20 protein-coding genes are annotated in these 24,142 nt (G+C 60.0%); 13 read left to right on the forward strand and 7 right to left on the reverse strand.

All coding sequences use genetic code 11. From position 1 onward, the window contains the following. Positions 1-79 precede the first annotated feature (79 nt). The 4 genes from ACIPLA_RS08540 to aspA all read right to left on the reverse strand — a co-directional run bounded on the left by ACIPLA_RS08540 (position 80) and on the right by aspA (position 5,759). Positions 80-1,072 (reverse strand): AraC family transcriptional regulator, encoded by a 993-nt coding sequence (locus ACIPLA_RS08540; protein WP_401172922.1) that lies wholly within the window; start codon positions 1,070-1,072, stop codon positions 80-82. A gap of 147 nt (positions 1,073-1,219) precedes the next feature. Then, complete coding sequence (locus tag ACIPLA_RS08545) at positions 1,220-2,224, reverse strand: asparaginase (protein ID WP_401172923.1); 1,005 nt, start codon at positions 2,222-2,224, stop codon at positions 1,220-1,222. Positions 2,225-2,398: 174 nt separating this feature from the next. Beyond that, a complete protein-coding gene (locus ACIPLA_RS08550) occupies positions 2,399-3,850 on the reverse strand; it encodes a sodium:alanine symporter family protein (protein ID WP_218395601.1) in 1,452 nt (483 codons plus the stop codon). A 484-nt stretch (positions 3,851-4,334) separates the two neighbouring features. After that, positions 4,335-5,759 carry an aspartate ammonia-lyase gene (gene aspA / locus ACIPLA_RS08555; protein WP_095632848.1) on the reverse strand — a complete coding sequence of 475 codons (1,425 nt, stop codon included), beginning with the start codon at positions 5,757-5,759 and terminating at the stop codon, positions 4,335-4,337. 180 nt (positions 5,760-5,939) lie between these two features. Between aspA and ACIPLA_RS08560 the strand changes: the two genes are divergently transcribed. From ACIPLA_RS08560 to ACIPLA_RS08580, 5 genes are all read left to right on the forward strand, one after another. Then, positions 5,940-6,857, forward strand: a complete 918-nt coding sequence (locus ACIPLA_RS08560; RefSeq protein WP_192345123.1) for a LysR substrate-binding domain-containing protein — start codon at positions 5,940-5,942, stop codon at positions 6,855-6,857. Positions 6,858-7,191: 334 nt separating this feature from the next. After that, entirely contained in the window at positions 7,192-7,683 is a 492-nt protein-coding gene (gene purE, locus ACIPLA_RS08565) for a 5-(carboxyamino)imidazole ribonucleotide mutase (RefSeq protein WP_003196369.1), read from the forward strand. A gap of 11 nt (positions 7,684-7,694) precedes the next feature. Next, on the forward strand, positions 7,695-8,777 hold the full coding sequence (locus ACIPLA_RS08570) for a 5-(carboxyamino)imidazole ribonucleotide synthase (protein WP_123500853.1): 1,083 nt from the start codon (positions 7,695-7,697) through the stop codon (positions 8,775-8,777). 100 nt (positions 8,778-8,877) lie between these two features. Continuing rightward, on the forward strand, positions 8,878-9,123 hold the full coding sequence (locus tag ACIPLA_RS08575) for a GlsB/YeaQ/YmgE family stress response membrane protein (protein WP_123500851.1): 246 nt from the start codon (positions 8,878-8,880) through the stop codon (positions 9,121-9,123). 87 nt (positions 9,124-9,210) lie between these two features. Continuing rightward, positions 9,211-9,747 (forward strand): DUF3299 domain-containing protein, encoded by a 537-nt coding sequence (locus ACIPLA_RS08580; RefSeq protein ID WP_192345120.1) that lies wholly within the window; start codon positions 9,211-9,213, stop codon positions 9,745-9,747. Between the two features lie 126 nt (positions 9,748-9,873). Here ACIPLA_RS08580 and ACIPLA_RS08585 read toward each other — a convergent pair whose 3' ends face one another. Together ACIPLA_RS08585 and ACIPLA_RS08590 are read right to left on the reverse strand one after the other, a co-directional pair. Then, positions 9,874-10,773 carry a D-hexose-6-phosphate mutarotase gene (locus ACIPLA_RS08585; RefSeq protein ID WP_401172924.1) on the reverse strand — a complete coding sequence of 300 codons (900 nt, stop codon included), beginning with the start codon at positions 10,771-10,773 and terminating at the stop codon, positions 9,874-9,876. A 101-nt stretch (positions 10,774-10,874) separates the two neighbouring features. Then, positions 10,875-11,279: an acyl-CoA thioesterase gene (locus ACIPLA_RS08590; protein WP_007896491.1), complete on the reverse strand. Its 405-nt coding sequence runs from the start codon at positions 11,277-11,279 to the stop codon at positions 10,875-10,877. Positions 11,280-11,787: 508 nt separating this feature from the next. On the opposite strand from ACIPLA_RS08590, the gene ACIPLA_RS08595 reads away from it, so the two are divergent. From ACIPLA_RS08595 to ACIPLA_RS08630, 8 genes are all read left to right on the forward strand, one after another. Beyond that, on the forward strand, positions 11,788-13,086 hold the full coding sequence (locus ACIPLA_RS08595; protein ID WP_218395597.1) for an MFS transporter: 1,299 nt from the start codon (positions 11,788-11,790) through the stop codon (positions 13,084-13,086). 233 nt (positions 13,087-13,319) lie between these two features. Beyond that, positions 13,320-14,318 carry a phosphate ABC transporter substrate-binding protein PstS family protein gene (locus tag ACIPLA_RS08600; RefSeq protein WP_218395596.1) on the forward strand — a complete coding sequence of 333 codons (999 nt, stop codon included), beginning with the start codon at positions 13,320-13,322 and terminating at the stop codon, positions 14,316-14,318. 489 nt (positions 14,319-14,807) lie between these two features. Beyond that, complete coding sequence (locus ACIPLA_RS08605; RefSeq protein WP_192345261.1) at positions 14,808-16,841, forward strand: ABC transporter permease subunit; 2,034 nt, start codon at positions 14,808-14,810, stop codon at positions 16,839-16,841. 15 nt (positions 16,842-16,856) lie between these two features. After that, positions 16,857-18,527: a phosphate ABC transporter permease PstA gene (pstA, locus tag ACIPLA_RS08610; protein ID WP_401172925.1), complete on the forward strand. Its 1,671-nt coding sequence runs from the start codon at positions 16,857-16,859 to the stop codon at positions 18,525-18,527. Positions 18,528-18,705: 178 nt separating this feature from the next. Further along, positions 18,706-19,539 (forward strand): phosphate ABC transporter ATP-binding protein PstB, encoded by an 834-nt coding sequence (gene pstB, locus ACIPLA_RS08615; protein WP_095052363.1) that lies wholly within the window; start codon positions 18,706-18,708, stop codon positions 19,537-19,539. 71 nt (positions 19,540-19,610) lie between these two features. Next, positions 19,611-20,372 carry a phosphate signaling complex protein PhoU gene (gene phoU, locus ACIPLA_RS08620; protein WP_008073516.1) on the forward strand — a complete coding sequence of 254 codons (762 nt, stop codon included), beginning with the start codon at positions 19,611-19,613 and terminating at the stop codon, positions 20,370-20,372. A 167-nt stretch (positions 20,373-20,539) separates the two neighbouring features. Then, positions 20,540-21,490, forward strand: coding sequence for a response regulator (locus ACIPLA_RS08625; protein ID WP_401172926.1), 951 nt, complete (start codon positions 20,540-20,542; stop codon positions 21,488-21,490). Positions 21,491-21,699: 209 nt separating this feature from the next. After that, entirely contained in the window at positions 21,700-22,596 is an 897-nt protein-coding gene (locus ACIPLA_RS08630) for a peptidoglycan DD-metalloendopeptidase family protein (RefSeq protein ID WP_401172927.1), read from the forward strand. Positions 22,597-22,740: 144 nt separating this feature from the next. Here ACIPLA_RS08630 and ACIPLA_RS08635 read toward each other — a convergent pair whose 3' ends face one another. Beyond that, positions 22,741-24,081 carry a hemolysin family protein gene (locus ACIPLA_RS08635; RefSeq protein WP_192345113.1) on the reverse strand — a complete coding sequence of 447 codons (1,341 nt, stop codon included), beginning with the start codon at positions 24,079-24,081 and terminating at the stop codon, positions 22,741-22,743. Positions 24,082-24,142 lie beyond the last annotated feature (61 nt).

Consider the following 24,142-nt stretch of genomic DNA (forward strand, 5'->3'; position numbering starts at 1 on the left):
GCGAGGCTTGCCCGCGAAGCTTTTGGCGTACTTGAAGACGCCTTCGCGGGCAAGCCTCGCTCCTACAAGGGTTGGGTTGTCAGGGACGGAACTGACTCGGCGCCACACCACTCCAGCGCACAAACGCATGGCGGAAACTTGCGGTCTCGCTGAACCCCAACGCCTCGGCAATCCGATAGATCGGCAATTGATCTTCGCAAAGCAGTCGCTTGGCCTGCTCGAAGCGCAATTCATCGAGCAGTTCTTGATAGCTGCAGCCCAGGTCCTTCAGATGTCGTCGCAGGGTGCGCGCCGAGCAGTTCAACTGTTTGGCCAGCCCATCCAGGCCCGGCGCCGCGCTCAATTGCGCCGCGAGTAGTTGGCGGATACGCCCGAGCCAGGCCTGACGCCCGGTGAATTCGGTGTTTTGCTTGCGACAGCGCTCGGCCATGGCCTGGTGCGTGATGGCGTCGGCCAGGGGCAGGGGTTGTTCGAGCCAGCGTTTGTCGAAAGCAAAGGCATTGGACACAGCATCGAACTGCAAGGGGCAGTCGAAACGCTCGGCGTAGCGCGCCTGATAATCCTGCGCCGGGTATTCGAAGCGGGCCCCGAGCAGGGGCAGAGAGTGGCCGAGCAAGTCTTCGCAGGTGACTTTCATCGAGACCAGACAAAACTCGACATTGAACGGCGCCAGCGCCGGATTTTCCCGATAGTCCCCGGCAGTGAGCCAGATGCGCTCGCCATCCTCCTCCAGGCTCAACTCGAACAGTGTTCCCAATAGCGCCGGATAGTGCAGCGCCAACCGCAAGGCGTCACCTAAAGTGGCGCTGGTGAGTAAGGCGTACCCGAGCATGCCATAGGAAGAAACGTGCATTCGCCGGCCCAACTCCAGGCCGATATCGCGGCGTAACGCGACGGCGTTGGCGCAAACCAGCATCTCCTGGTTGGTGGTGATGCGCGTGTCCGCCCGGCTCAGATCCGCCGCGCTGATGCCGCTGCCGGCCAATAACGCTTCGCTGGACAGGCCTTCGGCCTTGAAGGTGTTGAGCACCAGGGAGACGGCATTGAGGGTGGTGAGGTGAGAGTGGAGCATGGGTGCTTCCAGCGTTGGGCGTGTCGGAAGGGGAGCAAGTTATATGCCTGATGGCCCCTGTAGGAGCGAGGCTTGCCCGCGAAGCTTTTGGCGCACTTGAGGATGCCTTCGCGGGCAAGCCTCGCTCCTACAGGGTTTTGTGTTGTGTCAGCTCAGTTCACCGCACAGATCGAGTTCAACCAGCCGTCGAACTTCAGCGGATTCAAGCCCTGCACCCAGCAGCCCATGCAACTTGCCAAACGCCGCCTCGCGAGTCATGCCGCCACCGGACAACACACCGGCGTCACGCAAGCGGCTGCCCGCCTCGTACACGTCGAGCTGCACGCCGCCTTCATGACATTGCGTCACCGCGACCACCACCACACCTTTATCCCGCGCCCGTTCCAGGCTGGCGAGAAAGTCTGGGTTGTCGCTTGGCCCGGTACCGCTGCCATAACATTCCAGCACCAGACCCTGAATACCGCTGTTGAGCAGGCCATCCAGTTGCTCGGCACCGATGCCCGGGAACAGCGGCAGCACCGCGACCTTCGCCAGCTGTTTAGGCTGGTTGTAGTTCAGCTGCGTCGGCACGGAAGTCGCTTTCACGCCGCCGCCCTGACGCTCCAGCCGTTTGAATGGATGACGACCGAAACTGCGAACCTTGGCGCAGCGGGTCGGATCGAGCAGTTCGCCGTGGAAGTACAGATGAACGCCCGGCGCCAGGCCCTGGCCAAGAGCAACCAACGCACCGCTGAGGTTTTCCCAGGCATCGCTGTCGGTCACGCCGGCCGGCAACATGGAGCCGGTGAACACTACGCGGGCATGCAGGCCGAGCAGCTGGAAGCTCATGGCTGCGGCGCTGTAGGCCAGGGTGTCGGTACCGTGCAGGATCAACACACTGTCGCAGCCCTGGACATCCACGGCATCGACCACCGCTTCACGCAGTTGCTGCCAGTAGGCGGGCGTCATGTTGGCGCTGTCGATCAGCGGCGCCATCTCGCGAAAGCGCCACTGCGGTACCACCAGTTCAGGCTGGCTGTGCAGATACTCGCGCATCCGCGTTTCGAAACCGGACGCCGGGGCCAGCCCGTGGGCACTGGCTTGCATGCCGATGGTGCCGCCGGTGTAGAGCACCATGACGTGCTGGGCAGCAGGAAAAGTCGAGGCATTCATGGAGGTTCTCCGAAAACGATGTGGGAGCGAGCCTGCTCGCGATGGCAGCGATGGGTCTCAAGCTCGAACCAAAACGGCAGCATCAAAATAGCTGCCACAACATGCGACCGAGCATGACGCCGGTCGCAAGCTGTGTCACGCCGGGCGCAGGGGGTGCGCCCGGTTTTTTACCGATCAGCGTTGCGCTGCGGTCACGCCTTGCGGCTCGGCTGCGGCCGTAGGAGCGGCGGCTGGCGGATTGGCTGGCCAGGCTTTCAGGTCCAGGTCCAGATCCGGGAATTTGCTCGAATCGAACACCGGGGTCTTGATACCGGCAGCACGCTGGTCATCGTAGTCACGCAGGATGCGCATGCCGACCTTGAACAGCAGGAACAGCGCGATCAGGTTCACGAACGCCAGCAGGGTCATGGTGATGTCGGCGAACGCGAACACCGTGCTGAGGTTTTCGATGGCACCCCAGAAGATCAGTACCAGTACCAGCGCGCGATAGGCCATCAGTGCCTTGCGGTTTTCGCCGATCATGAAGCGCAGGTTGTTCTCGCCCAGATAGTAGTTGTAGAGGATCGAGGTGAACACAAACAACGCCAGAGCCACGGAGATGAACATCCGGCCCCAGTCACCGACCACGGCAGCCAGGGAGTTTTGGGTCAGGGCAATGCCGTCGCCTTCGAAGCCCGGGGTGTAGAAACCCGACAGCAGAATCAGCAATGCGGTGCAGGTGCAGATCACGAAGGTGTCGAGGAACACGCTGAACGCCTGAACCACGCCTTGCGAGACCGGGTGCTCGACCGAGGCCACAGCAGCCACGTTCGGTGCACTGCCCAGGCCTGCTTCGTTGGCGAACACGCCGCGCTTCACGCCCATGACGATGGCGCTGCCGATCAGGCCGCCGAACGCCTGGTCCAGACCGAAGGCGCTTTTGACGATGGTCATCAACATGCCCGGAACATGGTCGAACTGCAGCACGATCACGTAGATGGTCACGCCGATGTACACCAGGGTTTTCACCGGTACCAGCAGGTCAGCGACCTTGGCGATTCGCTTGATGCCACCGATGAACACCAGACCCAGCAATACCGCCAGGCCAAGGCCGGTGTACGTTGTGTCGAGGCCGAAGGCATTGTTCAGCGAGTGGGTGACGGCGTGGGCTTGCAGGCCGTTGAAGGCGAAGCCGAAGGTAATCAGCAGCAGGAACGCCATGATCATGCCCAACCAGCGTTTCTGCAGGCCGTGCTGAATGTAAAAGGACGGGCCGCCACGGAACTGGCCTTCGGAGTCGCAGCGCTTGTAGAGCTGGCCGAGGGAGCATTCGAAGAAGCTGCTGGACATGCCGACCAGCGCGGTCACCCACATCCAGAACACTGCACCGGGGCCACCAAGGGTCACGGCGATACCGACACCGGCGATGTTGCCCGCACCGACACGGCCGGCCAGGCTGAGCATCAGGGCCTGGAACGAGCTGAGTTGACCGGCGCTGCTGCGCAAGCTGTCACGGAACACCGCGAACATGTGGAAGAAATGACGGAACTGGACGAAACGCGAGCGGATCGTGAAGTAGCTACCGAGCCCGACAATGAGCACGATCAGTACTTTCCCTGAGAGGAAGTCGTTGATGACTTCGAGCATGGATTATTCCTCGCTATTTTTTGTGTGTGCAGATAATGGTGGACCGACACATCGCGTTACACCGGCTTGCGCGTGGCACAACAAGTGGATCGAGGTTCGTTCCGGTTCCATATCGCGGGTTTTATTAGTTCGGGTTTCGCATGGGTTTGGGCCTCGTTATCGACGACCGCTCACGCGAAGAGGGCCGGCACTATACATAGGAGAGTGCCTTCCGTCTGCACGGTTGTGGTGCAAGCGATGAAACGAGAGCGCTGCAAAATCAAAAAATCGCAGCCTTCGGTAGCCTCTACAGGGGGTCTCAAACCCGGTAGGAGCTGCCGAAGGCTGCGATCTTGGCGGAACTGAAAGCATTCAGCATATTCGAAAATCCGCAAAAGAGTTAAAAAAAAGGGCTTGAGGGAGTAAATCCCCAAGCCCTCAAAAGGTGAGAGGTGTCTAGTCCCTCGACCTGGTGAGCGTGCTCTTCAAAAGAGCCGGCGTTTGGTCAAGCCTTCAGAGGCACCAGACGCGGAGCAATCATGTTTTCCGGGCGCAGGATGTCGGCGAGCATTTCTTCGTCGAGCAAGCCTTCTTCGCGCACCAGTTCCAGCACGCCGCGGCCGCTTTCAAGCGCGATACGGGCAATGCGGGTGGCGTTTTCATAGCCGATGTACGGGTTCAGTGCTGTAACCAGGCCGATCGAGTGTTCGACCAGTTCACGGCAGCGCTCTTCGTTGGCGGTGATGCCGACGATGCAGTGCTCGCGCAGCATGTCCATGGCGCGCTGCAGCAGGCGGATCGAGTCGAAGATCTTGAAAGCGATCAGCGGCTCCATCACATTCAGTTGCAGCTGGCCGCCTTCGGCCGCGATGGTCAGGGCCAGGTCGTTGCCGATGATCTGGAACGCCACCTGGTTCACGGCTTCCGGGATTACCGGGTTGACCTTGCCTGGCATGATCGAGCTGCCTGGCTGACGCGCTGGCAGGTTGATTTCGTTGATGCCGGTGCGTGGGCCGCTGGACAGCAGACGCAGGTCGTTGCAGATCTTCGACAGCTTGACCGCGGTGCGCTTGAGCATGCCGGAGAACAGCACGAAGGCGCCCATGTCGGAGGTGGCTTCGATCAGGTCGGCGGCTGGCACCAGTGGGTGACCGCTGATGGTCGCCAGGCGTTGCACGGCCAGGTGCTGGTAGCGCGGGTCGGCGTTGATGCCGGTGCCGATCGCGGTGCCGCCCAGGTTCACTTCGGTCAGCAGCTCTGGCGCCAGAGTCTTCAAGCGTGCCAGGTCTTCGCCCAATGTGGTGGCGAAGGCGCGGAATTCCTGGCCCAGGGTCATCGGCACGGCGTCTTGCAGCTGGGTACGACCCATCTTCAGAACGTGGCTGAATTCTTCACCTTTGGCGGCGAACGACTGGATCAGGCTGTCGAGGCTGGCCAGCAGCGCGTCGTGACCCAGCAGCAGACCCAGACGGATCGCGGTCGGGTAGGCGTCGTTGGTCGACTGCGCCATGTTGACGTCGTTGTTCGGGTGCAGGTACTGGTATTCGCCCTTGCTGTGGCCCATGGCCTCCAGCGCGATGTTGGCGATGACTTCGTTGGCATTCATGTTGGTCGAAGTGCCAGCGCCGCCTTGAATCATGTCCACCACGAACTCTTCGTGGAAATCGCCGCGGATCAATCGGGCACAAGCTTCGCTGATAGCAGCGTGCTTGGCTTCGCTCAGGTGACCCAACTCGCGGTTGGCGTCAGCGGCGGCCTGCTTGACCATTGCCAGACCGACAACCAGTTTCGGGTAATGCGAAATCGGAACGCCAGAGAGGCGGAAGTTGTTCACCGCTCGCAGGGTCTGGATGCCGTAATACGCTTGAGCAGGTACTTCGAGTACGCCAAGCAGGTCTTTTTCTGTGCGGAAAGATGCAGCGGAGGACATGATAGAAATCATCTCGATATGGACCCGGTCTGTGCCGGAACACTGCAAATGCTAGGCTTGTGAAGAATTTTGGGCCAATGCTGTTAAACACTAGCCTATGCGCATTCGGCATAATGCCCGTGTGACGCCGCGTGTCCGGCGAGCGTGTGACCTAAATTGGTGCGTGTCCGGGAGGGCGTGATGAATCTGGAAAGTAAATGGCTCGAGGACTTTAGTGCTCTGGCCGCCACTCGCAGCTTCTCCCAGGCAGCTGAACGACGCTTCGTGACTCAGCCGGCATTCAGCCGACGGATCCGCAGCCTCGAAGCCGCGCTGGGGCTAACCCTGGTGAATCGCTCCCGCACGCCGGTCGAGCTGACGGCGGCGGGGCAGCTGTTTCTCGTTACTGCGCGAACTGTGGTCGAACAGCTGGGTGAAGTGCTGCGCCATCTTCATCACCTGGAAGGCGGGCAGGGCGAGGTGATGCAGGTTGCTGCCGCTCACTCTCTGGCACTGGGTTTCTTCCCGCGCTGGATCGCGCAGTTGCGAAACGAAGGGTTGAACATCGCCACGCGACTGGTGGCCACTAACGTTGGCGATGCGGTGCATGCATTGCGCGAAGGCGGCTGCGATTTGATGCTGGCGTTTTATGACCCGGATGCGGCCATGCAAATGGACCCGGAGATTTTCCCGTCGCTGCACTTGGGGGACACCGAAATGCTCCCGGTCTGCGCCGCCGATGCCGATGGCAAACCGTTGTTCGACCTGGAAGGCGAGGCCAGCGTGCCGCTATTGGCTTATAGCGCCGGTGCGTTTCTCGGGCGCTCGGTCAACATGCTGTTACGCCAGCGCGCCCTCAGGTTTACCACCATCTACGAAACCGCCATGGCCGACAGCCTGAAAAGCATGGCGCTGGAAGGCCTTGGCATCGCCTGGGTACCGCAACTGAGCGTGCGCGCTGAACTGGCTCGCGGTGAGTTAGTCGTCTGCGGGGGCCCGCAATGGCATGTGCCACTGGAGATCCGTCTGTACCGCTGCGCATTGGTGCGCAAGGCCAACGTGCGGTTGCTCTGGCGCAAGCTTGAAGGCGGCGCGGCCCAAGGCACAACGGGTATCTGAGACCAATGAAGATCCAATGTGGGAGCGGGCTTGCTCGCGAATGCGGTGTGTCAGTCGAGATCAATGTTGCCTGACCCAGCGCTTTCGCGAGCAAGCCCGCTCCCACAGGGGGATTTGTGTCGATCTTTCGCTGACCTCTGAGTCAATAAAACCGGCACTTTGCGCCGTATGACAGATGGTCGTATCGGGGGCTGTTTATCTGCTTCATTGAGGTATACTGCGCGGCCTTCGGCCGGTTCGTCCGGCCATTTTTCGTACAATCAAGCCACGCATTTCTGCGTGGCTTGTTGTTTTTTGACGCGCCTGCGGGCGCCCAGAGAGAAGAGGCACGACGATGAGTGCACTGGTTGGCGTGATCATGGGCTCCAAGTCCGATTGGTCCACCCTTAGCCACACCGCCGATATGCTGGAAAAGCTCGGCATCCCTTACGAGGTGAAAGTGGTCTCTGCCCACCGCACCCCGGACCTGCTGTTCCAGTATGCCGAAGAGGCCGAGGCCCGTGGCATCGAGGTGATCATCGCCGGTGCCGGTGGCGCGGCCCACCTGCCAGGTATGTGTGCGGCCAAGACCCACCTGCCGGTGCTGGGCGTACCCGTACAGTCGTCGATGCTCTCGGGCGTCGATTCGCTGCTGTCTATCGTGCAAATGCCTGCAGGCATTCCGGTCGCCACCCTGGCCATCGGCAAAGCCGGCGCGATCAACGCAGCGTTGCTCTCGGCGAGCATCCTGGGCGCCAAGCATCCGCAATTTCATACCGTGTTGAAGAAATTCCGCGCTGAGCAGACAGACAGCGTCCTGGACAATCCAGACCCACGCATCGCCTGAGGTTGTTGACGATGAAAATCGGTGTAATCGGTGGCGGCCAGTTGGGTCGCATGTTGGCGCTGGCGGGCACTCCGCTGGGCATGAATTTCGCTTTCCTCGACCCGGCGCCAGACGCTTGCGCAGCCGCGTTGGGCGAACACCTGCGGGCCGATTACGGCGATCAGGATCACTTGCGTCAACTGGCCGATGAAGTCGACCTGGTGACCTTCGAGTTCGAAAGCGTCCCGGCCGAAACCGTGGCGTTTCTGTCGCAATTCGTCCCGGTGTACCCGAGCGCCGAAGCCCTGCGCATCGCTCGTGATCGCTGGTTCGAAAAGAGCATGTTCAAGGACCTGGGGATTCCGACCCCCGCGTTCGCCGACATCCAGTCGCAAGCCGACCTGGACGCCGCCGTGGCTTCGATCGGTCTGCCGGCCGTGCTGAAAACCCGCACCCTGGGTTATGACGGCAAGGGCCAGAAAGTCCTGCGCAAGCCTGAAGACGTGATCGGCACCTTCGCCGAGCTGGGCAGCGTTGCCTGCCTGCTGGAAGGCTTCGTGCCATTCACTGGCGAAGTTTCGCTGATTGCCGTGCGTGCTCGCGATGGCGAAACCAGGTTCTATCCACTGGTTCACAACACCCACGACAGCGGCATTCTCAAGCTGTCCGTGGCCAGCACCGATCACCCGCTGCAAGCGTTGGCTGAAGATTACTCCAGTCGCGTACTCAAGCAGCTGGAGTACGTCGGCGTGATGGCGTTCGAGTTCTTCGAAGTCGACGGCGGCCTCAAGGCCAACGAAATCGCCCCGCGCGTACACAACTCCGGGCACTGGACCACCGAAGGCGCCGAGTGCAGCCAGTTCGAAAACCACCTGCGGGCCGTTGCCGGTCTGCCGCTGGGTTCGACGGCCAAGGTCGGCGAGAGCGCGATGCTCAACTTCATCGGTGTCGTGCCGCCAGTAGAAAAAGTGATCGCGATCGACGACTGCCATTTGCATCACTACGGCAAGGCTTTCAAGGCCGGCCGCAAGGTCGGTCACGCCAGTCTGCGCTGTGCAGACCGTGAGACGTTGGCTGCGCAGATCCTCAAGGTCGAAGCGCTGATCGCCGAATAGTTTCATGTGGCAACGGCGGAACCTTCAGGGGCCGCCGTTCTCTGATGGCAGGATGCCAAAGTCTGTCTAGGCTATAGCCAATTAATCAGAGGGAAATGCCATGGGAATTATCGGAACCATCTTTATCGGCTTGATCGTCGGCCTGATCGCACGGTTCCTGAAACCGGGTGATGACAGCATGGGCTGGATCATGACCATCCTGCTCGGTATCGGCGGTTCGCTGGCAGCCACTTACGGCGGCCAGGCCTTGGGCATTTACCACGCTGGCGAAGGCGCAGGTTTCATCGGTGCGCTGGTGGGCGCGGTGGTATTGCTGGTGATCTACGGCCTGATTAAAAAGAACTGATTCAAGCGACGAATCCCTCTCGGCTGCGCACGTCGAGAGGGCTAGAATGCTCGGCGTGACACTGTCCTATCCCTACCGAGCACTTTCATGCGCCGTCTTCTGTTGACTCTTCTCTTCCTGGGCAGTGGTTTGGCCCATGCCGGCGAACTGCCGGAAACCGACTGGCTTGAACTGATGCCCAAGTCGGACCAGAAAGCCCTCGAGGCCATGCCTGAAATCGATCACAACTCACCGGAAGCCAACGGCACCTTTACCCAAAAGGGTGGCATGAAGCAGAGCAAGGGCTTGCCGGCGGTGATGTACTCGACCAAAACCGTGCCGTCGATGAACGACAAGCACATCCGCATTGGCGGTTACCCGGTACCGCTGGAATCCGACGCCAAGGGCCACAGCACATTGTTCTTCCTCGTACCGTATCCGGGCGCCTGCATCCACGTGCCGCCGCCACCACCTAATCAATTGGTGTTGGTGCGTTATCCGAAAGGTTTGAAGCTGAACGATATCTACACACCGCTGTGGGTGACCGGCACGCTGAAGATCGAGACGGTCAACAACGACTTGGCGGATGCGGCGTATGCGCTGGATGCGGCGCAGGTGCGAGTGGTCAAAGAGTCGGATTTGTAAAAACGCCAGGCGCAGATCAAAATGTGGGAGCGGGCTTGCTCGCGAAGGCGGTGTGTCAGGCAACGTTAATGTCGACTGATACGCCGCCTTCGCGAGCAAGCCCGCTCCCACATTTGTTTTGTGGTGTTAAAGGGATTTGCTGCCGACACTGACGCCCAAGGTATGACTTGCCCCCGGTGCCAGTGTCACCACATCACCCATCACATTCGCCGTTTCAATGCACAGCATGCGCTGCCAGCCATCGTCGGCCATGTCGCTGAATGCCGCGGCGCGGTCGATCCAGGGGTTCCAGATCACTGCCGAACGCGAACCGCTGCTGGTCAGTTCGATGCGTCGCTCCCAGTGCGGGTCTACGATGCTCAGCTTCGGCGGGGTATTGAGATAGATGCGGTCGGTCTCGCCGGTAAAATGCAGATCACCGGTCTGGGTGACGGTTTTCCAGTCGTCCAGGGTTTCGATATAGCTCAAGCCATCCAGCCCTTCAACGTGCACGTTGCGCACATCGCTGACCGCGAAATAGCTATGCAGTGCCTGGCTGATGGTGACGTGTTCAGCGCCCTTGTTTTCGCTGGTCAGGCTGATGTGCAACTGCTCATCCAGACGAATGCTCAGCTTCAAGTCCACCTGATGTGGCCAGCCTGGCAGGCCGCCTTCGGGGTAGGGCAGATTGAATTCCACCTTCAGGCTTTCGCCCTCGGTTTCGATGCCGCCCAGTTCCCAGTCCATCGCCCGCACCAGACCATGGGCAGTCGGCGGTTCCTGGCTGACGCGCATGGCCTGGACACTCTGCGGGTTGCGCGACAGGTTGCCGAACCACGGCCAGCACACCGGCACGCCGGCGCGGATGCTTTTGCCGGCCTTGAATACCGCCTCGTCGTTGAGCCAGATCAACGGAGGCTCGCCAGCCCGTTGATAACTGAGAATGTGCGCGCCTTGCTGGGCCACCAGCAATTCGGCCTGACCGTGGCGGATACGCCAGCAGTTCAGTTCATCCAGTTTCACGGCTTCAACGTTGGGCGTGCTCATGGGGCAACTCTCGATCAGGAACAGGACTGCAATGGACCGCAAAACGGTCGCCGGGTTTAACGCCCACTTTTTTACGGGCTCCGGTTTTTACGAGCTTCGGTTTAACGGGCTCTAGGCGGAACCGAGCGAGTGCGGCCGCTGCCGTCGATGGCGACGAACACGAAGACGGCTTCGGTCACTTTACGCCATTCGCTGGACAGTGGATCGTCGCTCCAGACTTCGACCATCATCTGAATCGAGCTGCGACCGATTTCCAGGGCCTGGGTATAAAAGGACAGCTGCGCGCCCACTGCTACCGGCACCAGGAACGCCATGCGATCAATCGCCACGGTGGCCACGCGACCACCAGCCACTTTGCTGGCCATTGCGGTGCCAGCCAAATCCATCTGCGCCACCAGCCAGCCGCCGAAAATATCGCCAAAGCCATTGGTTTCGCGCGGAAGCGCGGTGATTTGCAGGGCCAGGTCGCCTTGCGGGATTGGATCTTCTTGTTCGAGCTCTATCATGCCGGGGGTGCCTCTGACCCGTGACTCTTCATGTATGTAGCGGGTGAATAGCCGTCTTACGGCTCCGCGCGCAAAGTGCCTGCGCTCGGTCATGCTGCGTTAAAAACAGGCTCGGACGCTCATTTACAGCAGCAAACTCCGCGTCCTCGCCTGTTTTTGCCTTGCCTGACCTTCGCTCGACGACTTTGCGCACTGGAGCCTTGGAAAAACGATTCAGCCCCGAACATACTACGTTCGTCACGTTTTTCGTAAGGCGCCTAAAGGGAAACTCTGCGAAATCGGCTGACAGGTGCCAACGACGGTTTCGCACAGCAACCCCTTACAAGCCGTTGCAATATTGGGAGTATATCGATCGGTAGACTCCGAGACGACCGTCCGGTTCTCATTTTGACCGTCAAATACGCGCCTCTATGTGCTTTTTCGAACAATTTGCTATCGTGCCGAACCTGCCCAAGCCTCTGCCAGCGTTGTTGAGGTTGCAGATCCGACTATAAGAGAAGCCCTTGCCATGACCACAGCGCCCTCGAGCATCGCGCAGCCCAGCCAATCCGCACGCCCGTTGACCCGCAATGACTATAAGACGTTATCGCTGTCTGCCTTGGGCGGCGCTCTGGAGTTTTACGACTTCATCATCTTTGTGTTCTTCGCCACGGTGGTCGGCAAACTGTTCTTTCCCGCCGATATGCCCGAGTGGCTGCGCCTGATGCAGACGTTCGGCATCTTCGCCGCCGGCTACCTGGCGCGGCCGCTGGGCGGCATCGTCATGGCGCACTTCGGTGATCTGCTGGGGCGCAAGAAGATGTTCACCTTGAGCATTTTCATGATGGCAGTCCCGACCCTGATCATGGGCTTGCTGCCGACTTACGCGCAGATAGGTATGTGGGCGCCGATCCTGTTGCTGTTGATGCGGGTAATTCAGGGCGCGGCGATTGGCGGTGAAGTGCCGGGAGCCTGGGTATTCGTTTCCGAACACGTGCCGCAGCGTCACATTGGTTATGCCTGCGGCACGCTGACCAGCGGTCTGACTGCCGGTATTCTTTTGGGCTCGTTGGTCGCTACCGCAATCAACAGCATTTACACGCCGGTGCAAGTGTCGGATTACGCCTGGCGAATCCCGTTCCTGCTGGGCGGCGTGTTTGGCCTGTTCTCGGTCTACCTGCGCCGCTGGCTCCACGAAACCCCAGTGTTTGCCGAACTGCAATTACGCAAAGCGCTGGCCGAAGAGGTGCCGCTGCGCGCCGTGTTACGCGACCATCGCGGTGCGATTCTGATTTCCATGCTGCTGACCTGGCTGTTGTCCGCCGCCATCGTGGTGTTGATCCTGATGACCCCGACCGTATTGCAGACGGTCTATCACTTCGCGCCAACCACCGCCCTGCAGTCCAATAGCGTGGCGATAGTGCTGCTGAGCATTGGTTGCATCATTGCCGGCGCCCTGGCAGATCGTTTCGGCGCGGGACGAGTATTCGTGTTCGGCTGCGCCGCGTTGCTGGCCAGCTCCTGGACCTTCTACCACAGCCTGGCTGAGCATCCCGACTGGCTGTTCCCGATGTACGCCATAACAGGTTTGCTGGTGGGCACCATCGGTGCGGTCCCCTATGTCATGGTCAAGGCATTCCCGCCCGTGGTGCGCTTCAGTGGCCTGTCGTTTTCCTACAACGTCGCCTACGCCATTTTCGGTGGCCTGACGCCGATGATCGTCAGCCTGCTGCTCAAGGAAAGCCCGATGGGGCCTGCGTATTACGTAGCGGTTCTGTGTGGCGTCGGGGTTCTGGTGGGGGGCTATCTCTGGAAGAAGGGTCGCTGAGCCGACCGACGTCTTCGCGGGCAAGCCTCGCTCCTACAGGTCATGCGCCAATTTTGAAATGACACTAATCCTGTAGGAGCGAGGCTTGCCCGCGAAGAACGATAACGCGGTCTGCCTGCGAAAAAAGCAAATGCTGGCCTTTCATCCAATTGTCATATTTCAGCCATAGAGTGTTCACACGGCCTGCTGATACTTGGCCCCGACTTAACACACCTATCTGCTAGGAGTAAGGCATGAAACTGAAGCGTTTGATGGCGGCAATGACTTTTGTCGCTGCTGGCGTTGCGACTGCCAACGCGGTTGCCGCTGTTGACCCGTCGATCCCGAGCTACACCAAGACCACTGGTGTGTCGGGCAACCTGTCCAGCGTCGGCTCCGATACCCTGGCCAACCTCATGACCCTGTGGGCTGAGAACTACAAAAAAGAATACCCGAACGTAAACATCCAGATTCAGGCTGCCGGTTCTTCTACCGCGCCACCTGCGTTGACTGAAGGCACCTCTAACCTGGGCCCGATGAGCCGCAAGATGAAGGACAACGAGCTGCAAGCCTTTGAAACCAAGTACGGCTACAAGCCAACCGCTATCCCGGTGGCTGTGGATGCCTTGGCGGTGTTCGTACACAAAGACAACCCGATCCAGCACCTGACCATGGAACAGGTCGATGCGATCTTCTCCTCGACACGTCTGTGCGGCGCTAAAACCGATGTGAAAACCTGGGGCGATCTGGGTGTGACCGGCGACCTGGCCAACAAGCCAGTGCAACTGTTCGGTCGTAACTCGGTATCCGGCACATATGGCTACTTCAAAGAAGAAGCCCTGTGCAAAGGCGACTACAAGCCAAACGTCAACGAACAACCAGGCTCGGCTTCGGTCGTGCAGTCGATCAGCTCCTCGCTGAACGGCGTGGGTTACTCGGGCATCGGCTACAAGACCGCCAGCGTGAAGACCGTGGCCCTGGCCAAGAAAGGTAGCACCGAGTTCGTGGAAGACACTGAAGAAAACGCCCTGAACGGCAAGTATCCGCTGTCGCGTTTCCTCTACGTTTACGTCAACAAGGCTCCGAACAAGCCTCTGGCCCCGCTGGAAGCCGAGTTCGTGAAGCTGATTCTGTCCAAACAGGGTCAGGAAGTGGTTGTGAAAGACGGCTACATCCCGCTGCCAGCCAAGGTTGCTGCAAAAGCACTGGCTGACCTGGGTCTGCAAGAAGGCGGTAACGTCGCAAAAAAGTAAAACCCTAGGTCCGGGCTAAACCCGGACCTGTGTAGGAGCGAAGGTTGCCCGCGAAAGCGGTGGGTCAGTCAACATTGATGTTGAATGTAACGACCCCTTCGCGGGCAAGCCTCGCTCCTACAAATGCCGGTAAATACCGGCCCCCAAATTTCCAATCCACTGCCAGTTCCCGCTGGCGGCGGATTTGTTGCGTCACTGCATTGTCATCTTTCTGTCATACAGGATCGCTAGGGTGTGCGCATGAATGATCTGGCCAACTCCACCATGACTACAAATCCCCCCAAGCGAATTGACTTCAATACGCCTGAGCTGCAACGCAAGCGCCGTATTCGTGCGCTGAAAGATCGCCTGACCCGCTGGTACGTCCTCGTCGGCGGCCTCGCCGTTCTTGCCGCGATCACCCTGATCTTTTTCTTCCTCGGTTACGTCGTTGCGCCGCTGTTCCAGGGGGCCGACCTGACCGCCAAAGACGCCATCACGCCCGCCTGGATGCAAGACGCCGGCAAGCCGCTGATGATCTCCATTGAAGAGCAGAACCAGGTCGCCATGCGGGTTTCCGACAAGGGCCAGGCATTGTTCTTTGATATCGACACCGGCGCCGAACTGCGCCGCGTCGACCTGCCGATCCCGGCCGGTACCAGCGTGACCTCCATCGGTGAAGATCAACCTGGCCAGCCATTAGTGGCCGTGGGCTTGTCCAACGGCCAGGTCCTGGTGTTCCGTCACACCTATAAAGTCAGCTACCCGGAAGGCAAGAAAACCATCTCGCCGGCCATTGAATATCCATACGGCGAAACGCCAATCATGCTGAACGAGGCGGGCGGTGCTCTGGAGCACGTCAGCCTCAACGCTACCGATTCGACCCTGCTGCTGGCCGGCTCCACGGCCGCGCAACTGCATGTCCTGTCGCTGACCAGCGAAGAAAACATGATGACCGGCGAAGTCACCAACGAGCAGACGCGCGTTGAGCTGCCGCAAATGACCGAGCCGGTGAAGAACATCTTCATCGACCCGCGTCAGCAGTGGTTGTACGTGGTCAATGGTCGCGCTCAGGCCGACGTTTTCAGTCTGCGCGACAAGAGCCTTAACGGGCGCTACAAATTGCTTGAAGACGGTAATACCGAAGTCACCGCTATTACCCAATTGCTGGGCGGCATCTCGCTGATCGTCGGTGACTCCAAGGGTGGTCTGGCCCAATGGTTCATGGCTCGCGACCCGGATGGCGAGCAGCGTCTGAAGCAGATTCGTACTTTCCAGATGGGCGCTGCGCCGATCGTTGAAATCACCGCTGAAGAACGTCGTAAAGGCTTCGTTGCCCTCGATGCGTCCGGCAAACTGGGCGTGTTCCACAGCACCGCTCACCGCACTTTGCTGGTGGATCAGGTGGTCGACGGCCAAGGCCTTTTCGGCATGTCGCCACGGGCCAACCGCGTGATCGTGGAGCAGGGCGGCAAGCTGCAACCGTTGCTGCTCGACAACCCGCACCCGGAAGTCTCGTGGAGCGCGTTGTGGAGCAAGGTCTGGTACGAGAACTACGACGAGCCTAAATACGTCTGGCAATCGACCGCGGCCAACACCGACTTCGAGCCCAAGCTGAGCCTCTCGCCGCTGACCTTCGGTACCCTGAAAGCTGCGTTCTACGCGATGCTGCTGGCCGCGCCACTGGCCGTTGCCGCCGCGATCTACACCGCATACTTCATGGCCCCGGGCATGCGTCGCAAGGTCAAACCGGTGATCGAGCTGATGGAAGCAATGCCGACAGTGATCCTCGGCTTCTTCGCCGGCCTGTTCCTGGCGCCGTATGTGGAAGGGCATTTGCCCGGCATTTTCAGCCTGCTGATGCTCCTGCCGATCGGCATTCTGGTGGCGGGTTTCGTCTTCAGTCGCCTGCCTGAGTCCATCCGCCTGAAAGTGCCGGACGGCTGGGAAAGCGCGATCCTGATCCCGGTGATTCTGTTTGTGGGCTGGCTGTCGCTGTACATGAGCCCGTACATGGAAACCTGGTTCTTCGGCGGCGACATGCGCATGTGGATCTCCCACGACCTGGGCATCACCTACGACCAGCGCAACGCGTTGGTGGTCGGCCTGGCCATGGGCTTCGCAGTGATTCCGAACATCTACTCCATCGCCGAAGATGCCGTGTTCAGCGTGCCTCGGGGCCTGACCCTGGGCTCCCTGGCCCTCGGTGCCACACCGTGGCAGACCATGACCCGCGTGGTGATCCTCACCGCCAGCCCGGGCATTTTCTCGGCGCTGATGATCGGCATGGGCCGCGCGGTGGGTGAAACCATGATCGTGCTGATGGCCACCGGTAACACCCCGGTCATGGAAATGAACCTGTTCGAAGGCCTGCGCACCCTGGCGGCCAACGTTGCGGTGGAAATGCCTGAGTCGGAAGTCGGCGGCAGCCACTACCGCGTGCTGTTCCTCTCGGCGCTGGTGCTGCTGTTGTTCACCTTCATCATGAACACCCTCGCGGAACTGATTCGTCAGCGTCTGCGCAAGAAATACTCGTCGCTTTAAGAAAGGTAGAAGTCTGTGAAACAGAACTCCCTGAATGGATGGTTCAAGAGCGGCGCCCCCGGCGTCTGGATCAGCGGTGGCGCGGTGTCCATTGCGGTCATCATGACCATTGGCCTGCTGGCGGTGATTGCCGTGCGCGGCCTGGGTCACTTCTGGCCGGCGGACCTGATCCACGCCAGTTACGACGTGCCGGGCCAAGCCAATCACCTCGTCATCGGCGAAGTGGTGCAGAAGGAAGAAGTGCCACGCGAGCGCCTGAAAAGCGCTGGCCTGCCGGTGCCCGATCAGGGCCCGGAGTTCATGACCCGCGAGCTGATCAAGGTCGGCAACCGTGATCTGAACGGCACCGACTTCACCTGGATTGTCGGCGAGTGGCTGACCAACCAGAAAACCCCGCCTGAGCTGATGGCCATCGAGCGTCGCGAGTGGGGCAATTTCTACGGCTACCTGGTCAACGTCAAACAGGATGGCAAGGTCATCGCTGAAGGTGAGGCCGCATGGCCTGAGTTGCAGGCGCGTGTCGATCGCGTCAACCAGCTCGCCGCACAGCTCAAGACCCTGGAAAAGGCCGACATCGGCGCGATCAACGCCGGTCTCGAACGTGTGCGTCTGCACGGTCGCAAACTGGAACTGGACGGCCGTCTCGACGCTGCCGCGCAAGCGGACCTGGAGTCCGAGCGCGCTGAGCTGAATGCCCGTTATCAGGACATCGAAGCGCGTCTGAACGACCTGCACGCTCAGTTCAACCGCGACAGCCTGACTGCTCGCGATGCCAACGGTAAAGAAGTCGAAATCGGCATTGGCAAAGTGGTTCACGCCTACCAGCCGAACGCCATGGGCACCTTCACCAAGATCGGCTTCTACTTCAGCAAGGTCTGGGAATTCCTCAGTGACGACCCGCGTGAAGCCAACACCGAAGGCGGGATTTTCCCGGCGATTTTCGGCACCGTGATGATGACCCTGATCATGGCGATGATCGTAACGCCGTTCGGCGTGCTGGCGGCGGTCTACCTGCGTGAATATGCACGTCAGGGGCCAATGACTCGCTTGATCCGCATCGCGGTGAACAACCTGGCGGGTGTTCCGGCCATCGTTTACGGCGTGTTCGGTCTGGGCTTCTTCGTCTACGTGCTCGGCGGTTCGGTCGACCGGTTGTTCTTCCCTGAAGCACTGCCGGCGCCGACCTTTGGTACGCCGGGCCTGCTCTGGGCCTCGCTGACCCTGGCCCTGCTGGCCGTGCCGGTGGTGATCGTGGCCACCGAAGAAGGCCTGGCGCGGATTCCTCGCACCGTGCGCGAAGGTTCGTTGGCCCTTGGTGCGACCAAGGCCGAAACTTTGTGGAAGATCGTGCTGCCAATGGCCAGCCCGGCGATGATGACCGGGATGATCCTCGCGGTGGCCCGTGCCGCCGGTGAAGTGGCGCCGCTGATGCTGGTGGGTGTGGTGAAACTGGCGCCATCGCTGCCGCTGGATGGTAACTACCCGTACTTGCACCTGGACCAGAAGATCATGCACTTGGGCTTCCACATTTATGACGTCGGCTTCCAGAGCCCGAACGTCGAAGCCGCGCGGCCACTGGTCTACGCCACCGCATTTCTGCTGGTGCTGGTGATCGCCACGCTCAACTTGTCGGCGGTTTATATCCGTAACCATCTGCGCGAAAAATACAAAGCGCTGGATAGCTGATTTCCATGTGGGAGCGGGCTTGCTCGCGAAAGCGGTGGGTCAGGCAGCATTGATGTTGAATGTGCTGACCTCTTCGCGAGCAAGCCCGCTCCCACACTGGATCGCGTCCAACCGAACATTTATTGGGCATGCCACAAGTGGCGTCCCGAACCGAATTTGTTAGCACAGGGAGCCTCCCATGCAGCACGAAGCACATACTCACGGCATCAACATGTCGGCCCTGGGCCGCGACAAACAGAGCCTGAGCCTCGAGCAGGAAACCGTGGCCATCGAAGTACCGGGCCTGAGCCTGTTTTATGGCGACAAACAGGCGCTGTTCGACGTCAGCATGAACATCCCGAAACAGCGCGTGACCGCCTTCATCGGTCCGTCCGGCTGCGGCAAGTCCACGCTGCTGCGCACCTTCAACCGCATGAATGACCTGGTGGATGGCTGCCGCGTCGACGGCGCGATCAACCTCTACGGCAACAACATCTACCGCAAGGGCGAGGACGTGGCCGAGTTGCGTCGCCGGGTCGGCATGGTGTTCCAGAAGCCTAACCCGTTCCCGAAAACCATCTACGAAAACGTGGTTTACGGCCTGCGCATTCAGGGCATCAACAAGAAACGCATCCTCGACGAAGCCGTCGAGTGGGCGTTGAAAGGCGCGGCGCTGTGGGATGAGGTCAAAGACCGTCTACACGAGTCGGCACTCGGCCTGTCCGGTGGTCAGCAGCAACGTCTGGTGATTGCCCGCACCATCGCCGTGGAGCCGGAAGTACTGTTGCTCGATGAACCATGCTCGGCACTCGACCCGATCTCCACGCTGAAAGTCGAAGAACTGATCTACGAACTGAAATCCAAGTTCACCATTGTTATCGTGACCCACAACATGCAACAGGCCGCGCGGGTTTCCGACTACACGGCGTTCATGTACATGGGCAAACTGGTGGAATTCGGCGACACCGACACCCTGTTCACCAATCCGGCGAAGAAGCAGACCGAAGACTACATTACCGGTCGTTACGGCTAGGAAGCTGTTGTTGCTCACTGAACTGACGCTGCGGTCCACCGCACCTTACCGGACGCTCCAAGGACGCCAACATGATTAGTAAAGAAGGCCTTACCCATCACATCTCCCAGCAGTTCAACGCTGAGCTCGAGGAAGTGCGCAGCCACCTCCTGGCCATGGGCGGGCTGGTGGAAAAGCAGGTCAATGACGCGGTCACCGCGCTGATCGAGGCCGACTCCGGTCTGGCCCAGCAAGTGCGTGAGATCGACGACCAGATCAACCAGATGGAACGCAACATCGACGAAGAATGCCTGCGCATTCTGGCCCGTCGCCAACCGGCGGCGTCGGACTTGCGTTTGATCATCAGCATCTCCAAATCGGTGATCGACCTGGAGCGCATCGGCGACGAAGCCACCAAGATCGCCCGCCGTGCCATTCAGTTGTGCGAAGAAGGCGAAGCGCCGCGCGGTTACGTCGAGGTTCGCCACATCGGCGACCAGGTGCGCAACATGGTTCGCGATGCGCTGGACGCGTTTGCCCGCTTCGACGCCGACCTGGCGTTGTCGGTGGCGCAGTACGACAAGATCATCGACCGCGAATACAAGACCGCACTGCGTGAACTCGCCACCTACATGATGGAAGACCCGCGCTCTATCTCGCGGGTCTTGAGCATTATCTGGGTACTGCGTTCCCTGGAGCGGATCGGCGACCACGCGCGCAATATCTCGGAACTGGTGATTTACCTGGTGCGCGGCACCGACGTGCGTCACTTGGGCCTCAAGCGCATGAAGGAAGAAGTTGAAGGCACAAGTGCCGAAACCGCTAATGTTCCGGGCAAAGCTGACGATAAGTAAGATTGCCCAAGAAAAGCGCCCGGCCTTTTGGCTGGGCGTTTTTGTTTGTGTGGCTTTTGAATTGAAAAGCAGCACCCGCGAACGAAAAGTCCCGGCGTGACTGAAGAGTTTTGGCAAAGTGCCATCAGCCAGCGTTATGCTTGCCGGGATTTTTAAAGGGGTGTTGGATGAGCAAGATCAGTGTGTTGGTCGTGGACGATGCGTCGTTCATTCGTGACCTGGTGAAGAAGTGCCTGCGCAACTACTTCCCGGGGATCCGGACAGAAGATGCCGTCAACGGCAAAAAGGCCCAGGCCATGCTGGCCAAAGAAGCATTCGACCTGGTTCTGTGCGACTGGGAAATGCCGGAAATGTCCGGTCTTGAACTGCTGACCTGGTGCCGCGAGCAGGACAACCTCAAGACCATGCCGTTCGTGATGGTCACCAGCCGTGGCGATAAAGAGAACGTCGTCCAGGCGATTCAGGCCGGGGTTTCGGGCTACGTCAGCAAGCCTTTCACCAACGAGCAACTGCTGACTAAGGTCAAGCAGGCACTGAACAAGGTCGGCAAGCTCGACACCTTGATGAACAGTGCGCCGACCAAAATGAACTCGGCGTTCGGCAACGACTCCCTTAGCGCGCTCACGGGTGGCAAGGCAGCCGTGGTCACGCCATCGGCGGCACCGGTCAACCCATTCGCCAGACCTGCCGCCGCCGCACCAGCCCCGGCCGCCGCACCGTCTCGCGGCTTGCTTAACAGCCCGCCGATCAAGGCGCCTGCTGCCGCCGCAGCATCAGCTGGCGGTCGTGGCCAAGGCCAACTGCGCCTGCCAAGCGGCACCCAGCAATGCGTGATCAAGGCCTTGAGCATCAAGGAAGCGCTGCTGGTGGTGAAACGCACCGACACGCTGCCGCAAGTCCTCGACAGCGCCGTGCTCGACCTGGAGCAGGGCGATAACGCTGAAATCGCCCGCCTCAACGGCTACCTGCATGCCATCGTCGCCTTCGAGCCGAAACCTGACAGCGAATGGCTGCAACTGACTTTCCGCTTTGTCGACCAGGATGCGCAGAAGCTCGACTACATCTCCCGCCTGATCGCCCGTGGCACTGCGCAGAAGCATTTCGTACCGGGCGCATAAGCCCGGCGTCGCCTTCTCGTACGCCTTCGCGGGCAAGCCTCGCTCCTACAGGTTCACCGTTTACCTGTGGGAGCGAGGCTTGCCCGCGAAGGGGCCATCGAATTCACCGCACATCCCCTGAACCGCCCATTTTGAAACATCTGTTGACTACGCTGGTCCATTTCAGCTGCTAGGCTCCTTTCCAGGCCTTACTCGACAGAATCTTGCCCATGCTCGCGCGCCTGCTGTTTTTCTGTGGTCTGCTCATGGCCTCCACCTCGGCTGTGGCCATGACGATTTACCGGTCCACCAACGCCAGTGGCGTGGTCTCTTACAGCGACCGCCCCACCAAAGGCGCGAAGGTGTTCGTTTTTCGCGACCGGATGGTCGAGCGCCTTGAGCGGCAGGTGTACCTCGATATCAAGAAGCAGAGGGGCATGGACAGTGTGTTCGTGCGCAACGATCTGTATGCGCCCGTCGAGATCGAGCTGAGTTTTTCCGGGCTGAATAATGTCAGCGGCGCGCCGAGCCGACCGATTCGTCGGGTTATGCCGGCGCGCAGTAACATTCGTCTGGCGCTGCTCAAGGCGACGAAGGCCGGAAGGCCGCTGGCGTATACCCCGAAGTTCGAATATTCCCTGGGCGACCCCGCAGGGGCCGCCATGGCCTATCGATATCCATTACCCTGGCGCGGTGGGCCGTTTCGGCTGAGTCAAGGCGCCAATGGCCAATACAGCCACTACGGGCCAAAGAACCGTTATGCGATGGACATCGCCATGCCCGAAGGCACGCCTATCATCGCGGCGCGCGGTGGCATGGTGGTGAAAACCGAGAATGGCCAGACCGGGCGCGGCAACGATCCGTCGGGCAATTTCGTGCGGGTGTTGCACGATGACGGGACCATGGGCGTGTACCTGCACCTCAAGAAAGGTTCGGTCAGCGTACGGGAAGGTCAGCGAGTGACGGTGGGCAGTGCGCTGGCGCTGTCGGGCAACACCGGCAACAGCAGCGGCCCGCACCTGCACTTCGTGGTGCAGCGCAACACCGGGCTGGGGCTGGTATCGATTCCGTACCAGTTCAATCAACCGGTAGGCGCGTTGCCCAACTTTGCGTTGGGCAAGCAGTAATGGGTTGTCTGGTCTGACGCATTCGCGAGCAAGCCCGCTCCCACATTTGATCGGCGTCGAACCCTATTTATGTGATCGACGCATAACAAGTGTGGGAGCGGGCTTGCTCGCGAAGGGATCAACACGGATCCGGTCAGGGATCGCTTAGTCCAGCATCAACACCTTCGCCAAAATGATCTTCGGCCCTTTCATCTTCTTGATGATGATCCGCAAGCCTTCGACTTCCAGCACTTCTTCCTCTTCCGGCACCCGTTTCAGGGTTTCGTAGACCAGCCCGGCGAGGGTTTCCGCTTCGATGTGGTCCAGATCGATGCCCAACAGGCGTTCAACCTTGAACAGCGGCGTATCGCCCCGCACCAGCAGTTTGCCCGGTTGATACGCGAGGATCCCGCGTTCGGCCTTGCGGTGTTCGTCCTGAATGTCGCCCACCAGCACTTCCAGCACGTCTTCCATGGTCAGGTAGCCGATGATGTTGCCGTCGGCTTCCTCGACCACAGCGAAATGCGAACCGCCCTTGCGGAATTGCTCCAACAACTGCGACAGCGGCATGTGGCGCGACACGCGCTCCAGCGGCCGGGTCAGTTCGGCGAGGTTGAACGACTCGGGAATGTGATCCAGCGCGGCCAGTTCCAGCAGCAAATCCTTGATGTGCAGCAGGCCGACGAACTCCTGGCGCTCGCTGTCATACACCGGGTAGCGGCTGAACTTGTGGCGACGGAACATCGCCAGAATTTCCTTGAGCGGCGCGTTGAACTCCAGTGTCACCAGGTCTTCCCGGGAGTTGGCCCAGTCGACCACTTCCAGCTCGCCCATTTCCACCGCCGAGGCCAAAACGCGCATGCCTTGGTCGCTCGGGTCCTGGCCACGGCTGGAGTGCAGGATCAGTTTCAGTTCTTCGCGGCTGTAATGATGCTCATGGTGCGGGCCGGGCTCACCCTGGCCGGCGATGCGCAGGATTTGGTTGGCGCTGGCGTTGAGCAGGTAGATGGCCGGGTACATGGCCCAGTAGAACAGGTACAGCGGCACCGCCGTCCAGAGCGACAACAGCTCGGGTTTGCGGATGGCCCAGGATTTCGGGGCCAGTTCGCCGACCACGATGTGCAGGTACGAAATGATGAAGAACGCCGTGAAGAACGAAACTGCCTTCACCACCTCAGCGGAATCCACGCCCACGGCACTCAGTACGGGTGCCAGAAGGTGCGCGAACGCAGGTTCGCCGACCCAGCCCAGACCCAGCGAGGCGAGGGTGATACCCAATTGGCAGGCCGAGAGATAAGCATCGAGCTGACTGTGCACGGTGCGCAGGATATGCCCTCGCCAACCGTTCTTTTCAGCGATGGCTTCGACGCGGGTCGAGCGCAATTTGACCATGGCAAACTCTGCCGCAACGAAAAAGCCGTTGAGCAAAACCAGGATCAGAGCAAAAAGAATCATGCCGAAATCGGCGAATATTGTTGCGAGGGTCAAGCCAGGGGAAGGGTCCATGATGGAGTTTTGCGGGTTCCGTGTATTCGAAAGGAAAGAAAAAAGTGCGCCTGAAGGGCAG

Source organism: Pseudomonas sp. NPDC086112 (genome assembly GCF_044746425.1).
GTDB lineage: Bacteria > Pseudomonadota > Gammaproteobacteria > Pseudomonadales > Pseudomonadaceae > Aquipseudomonas.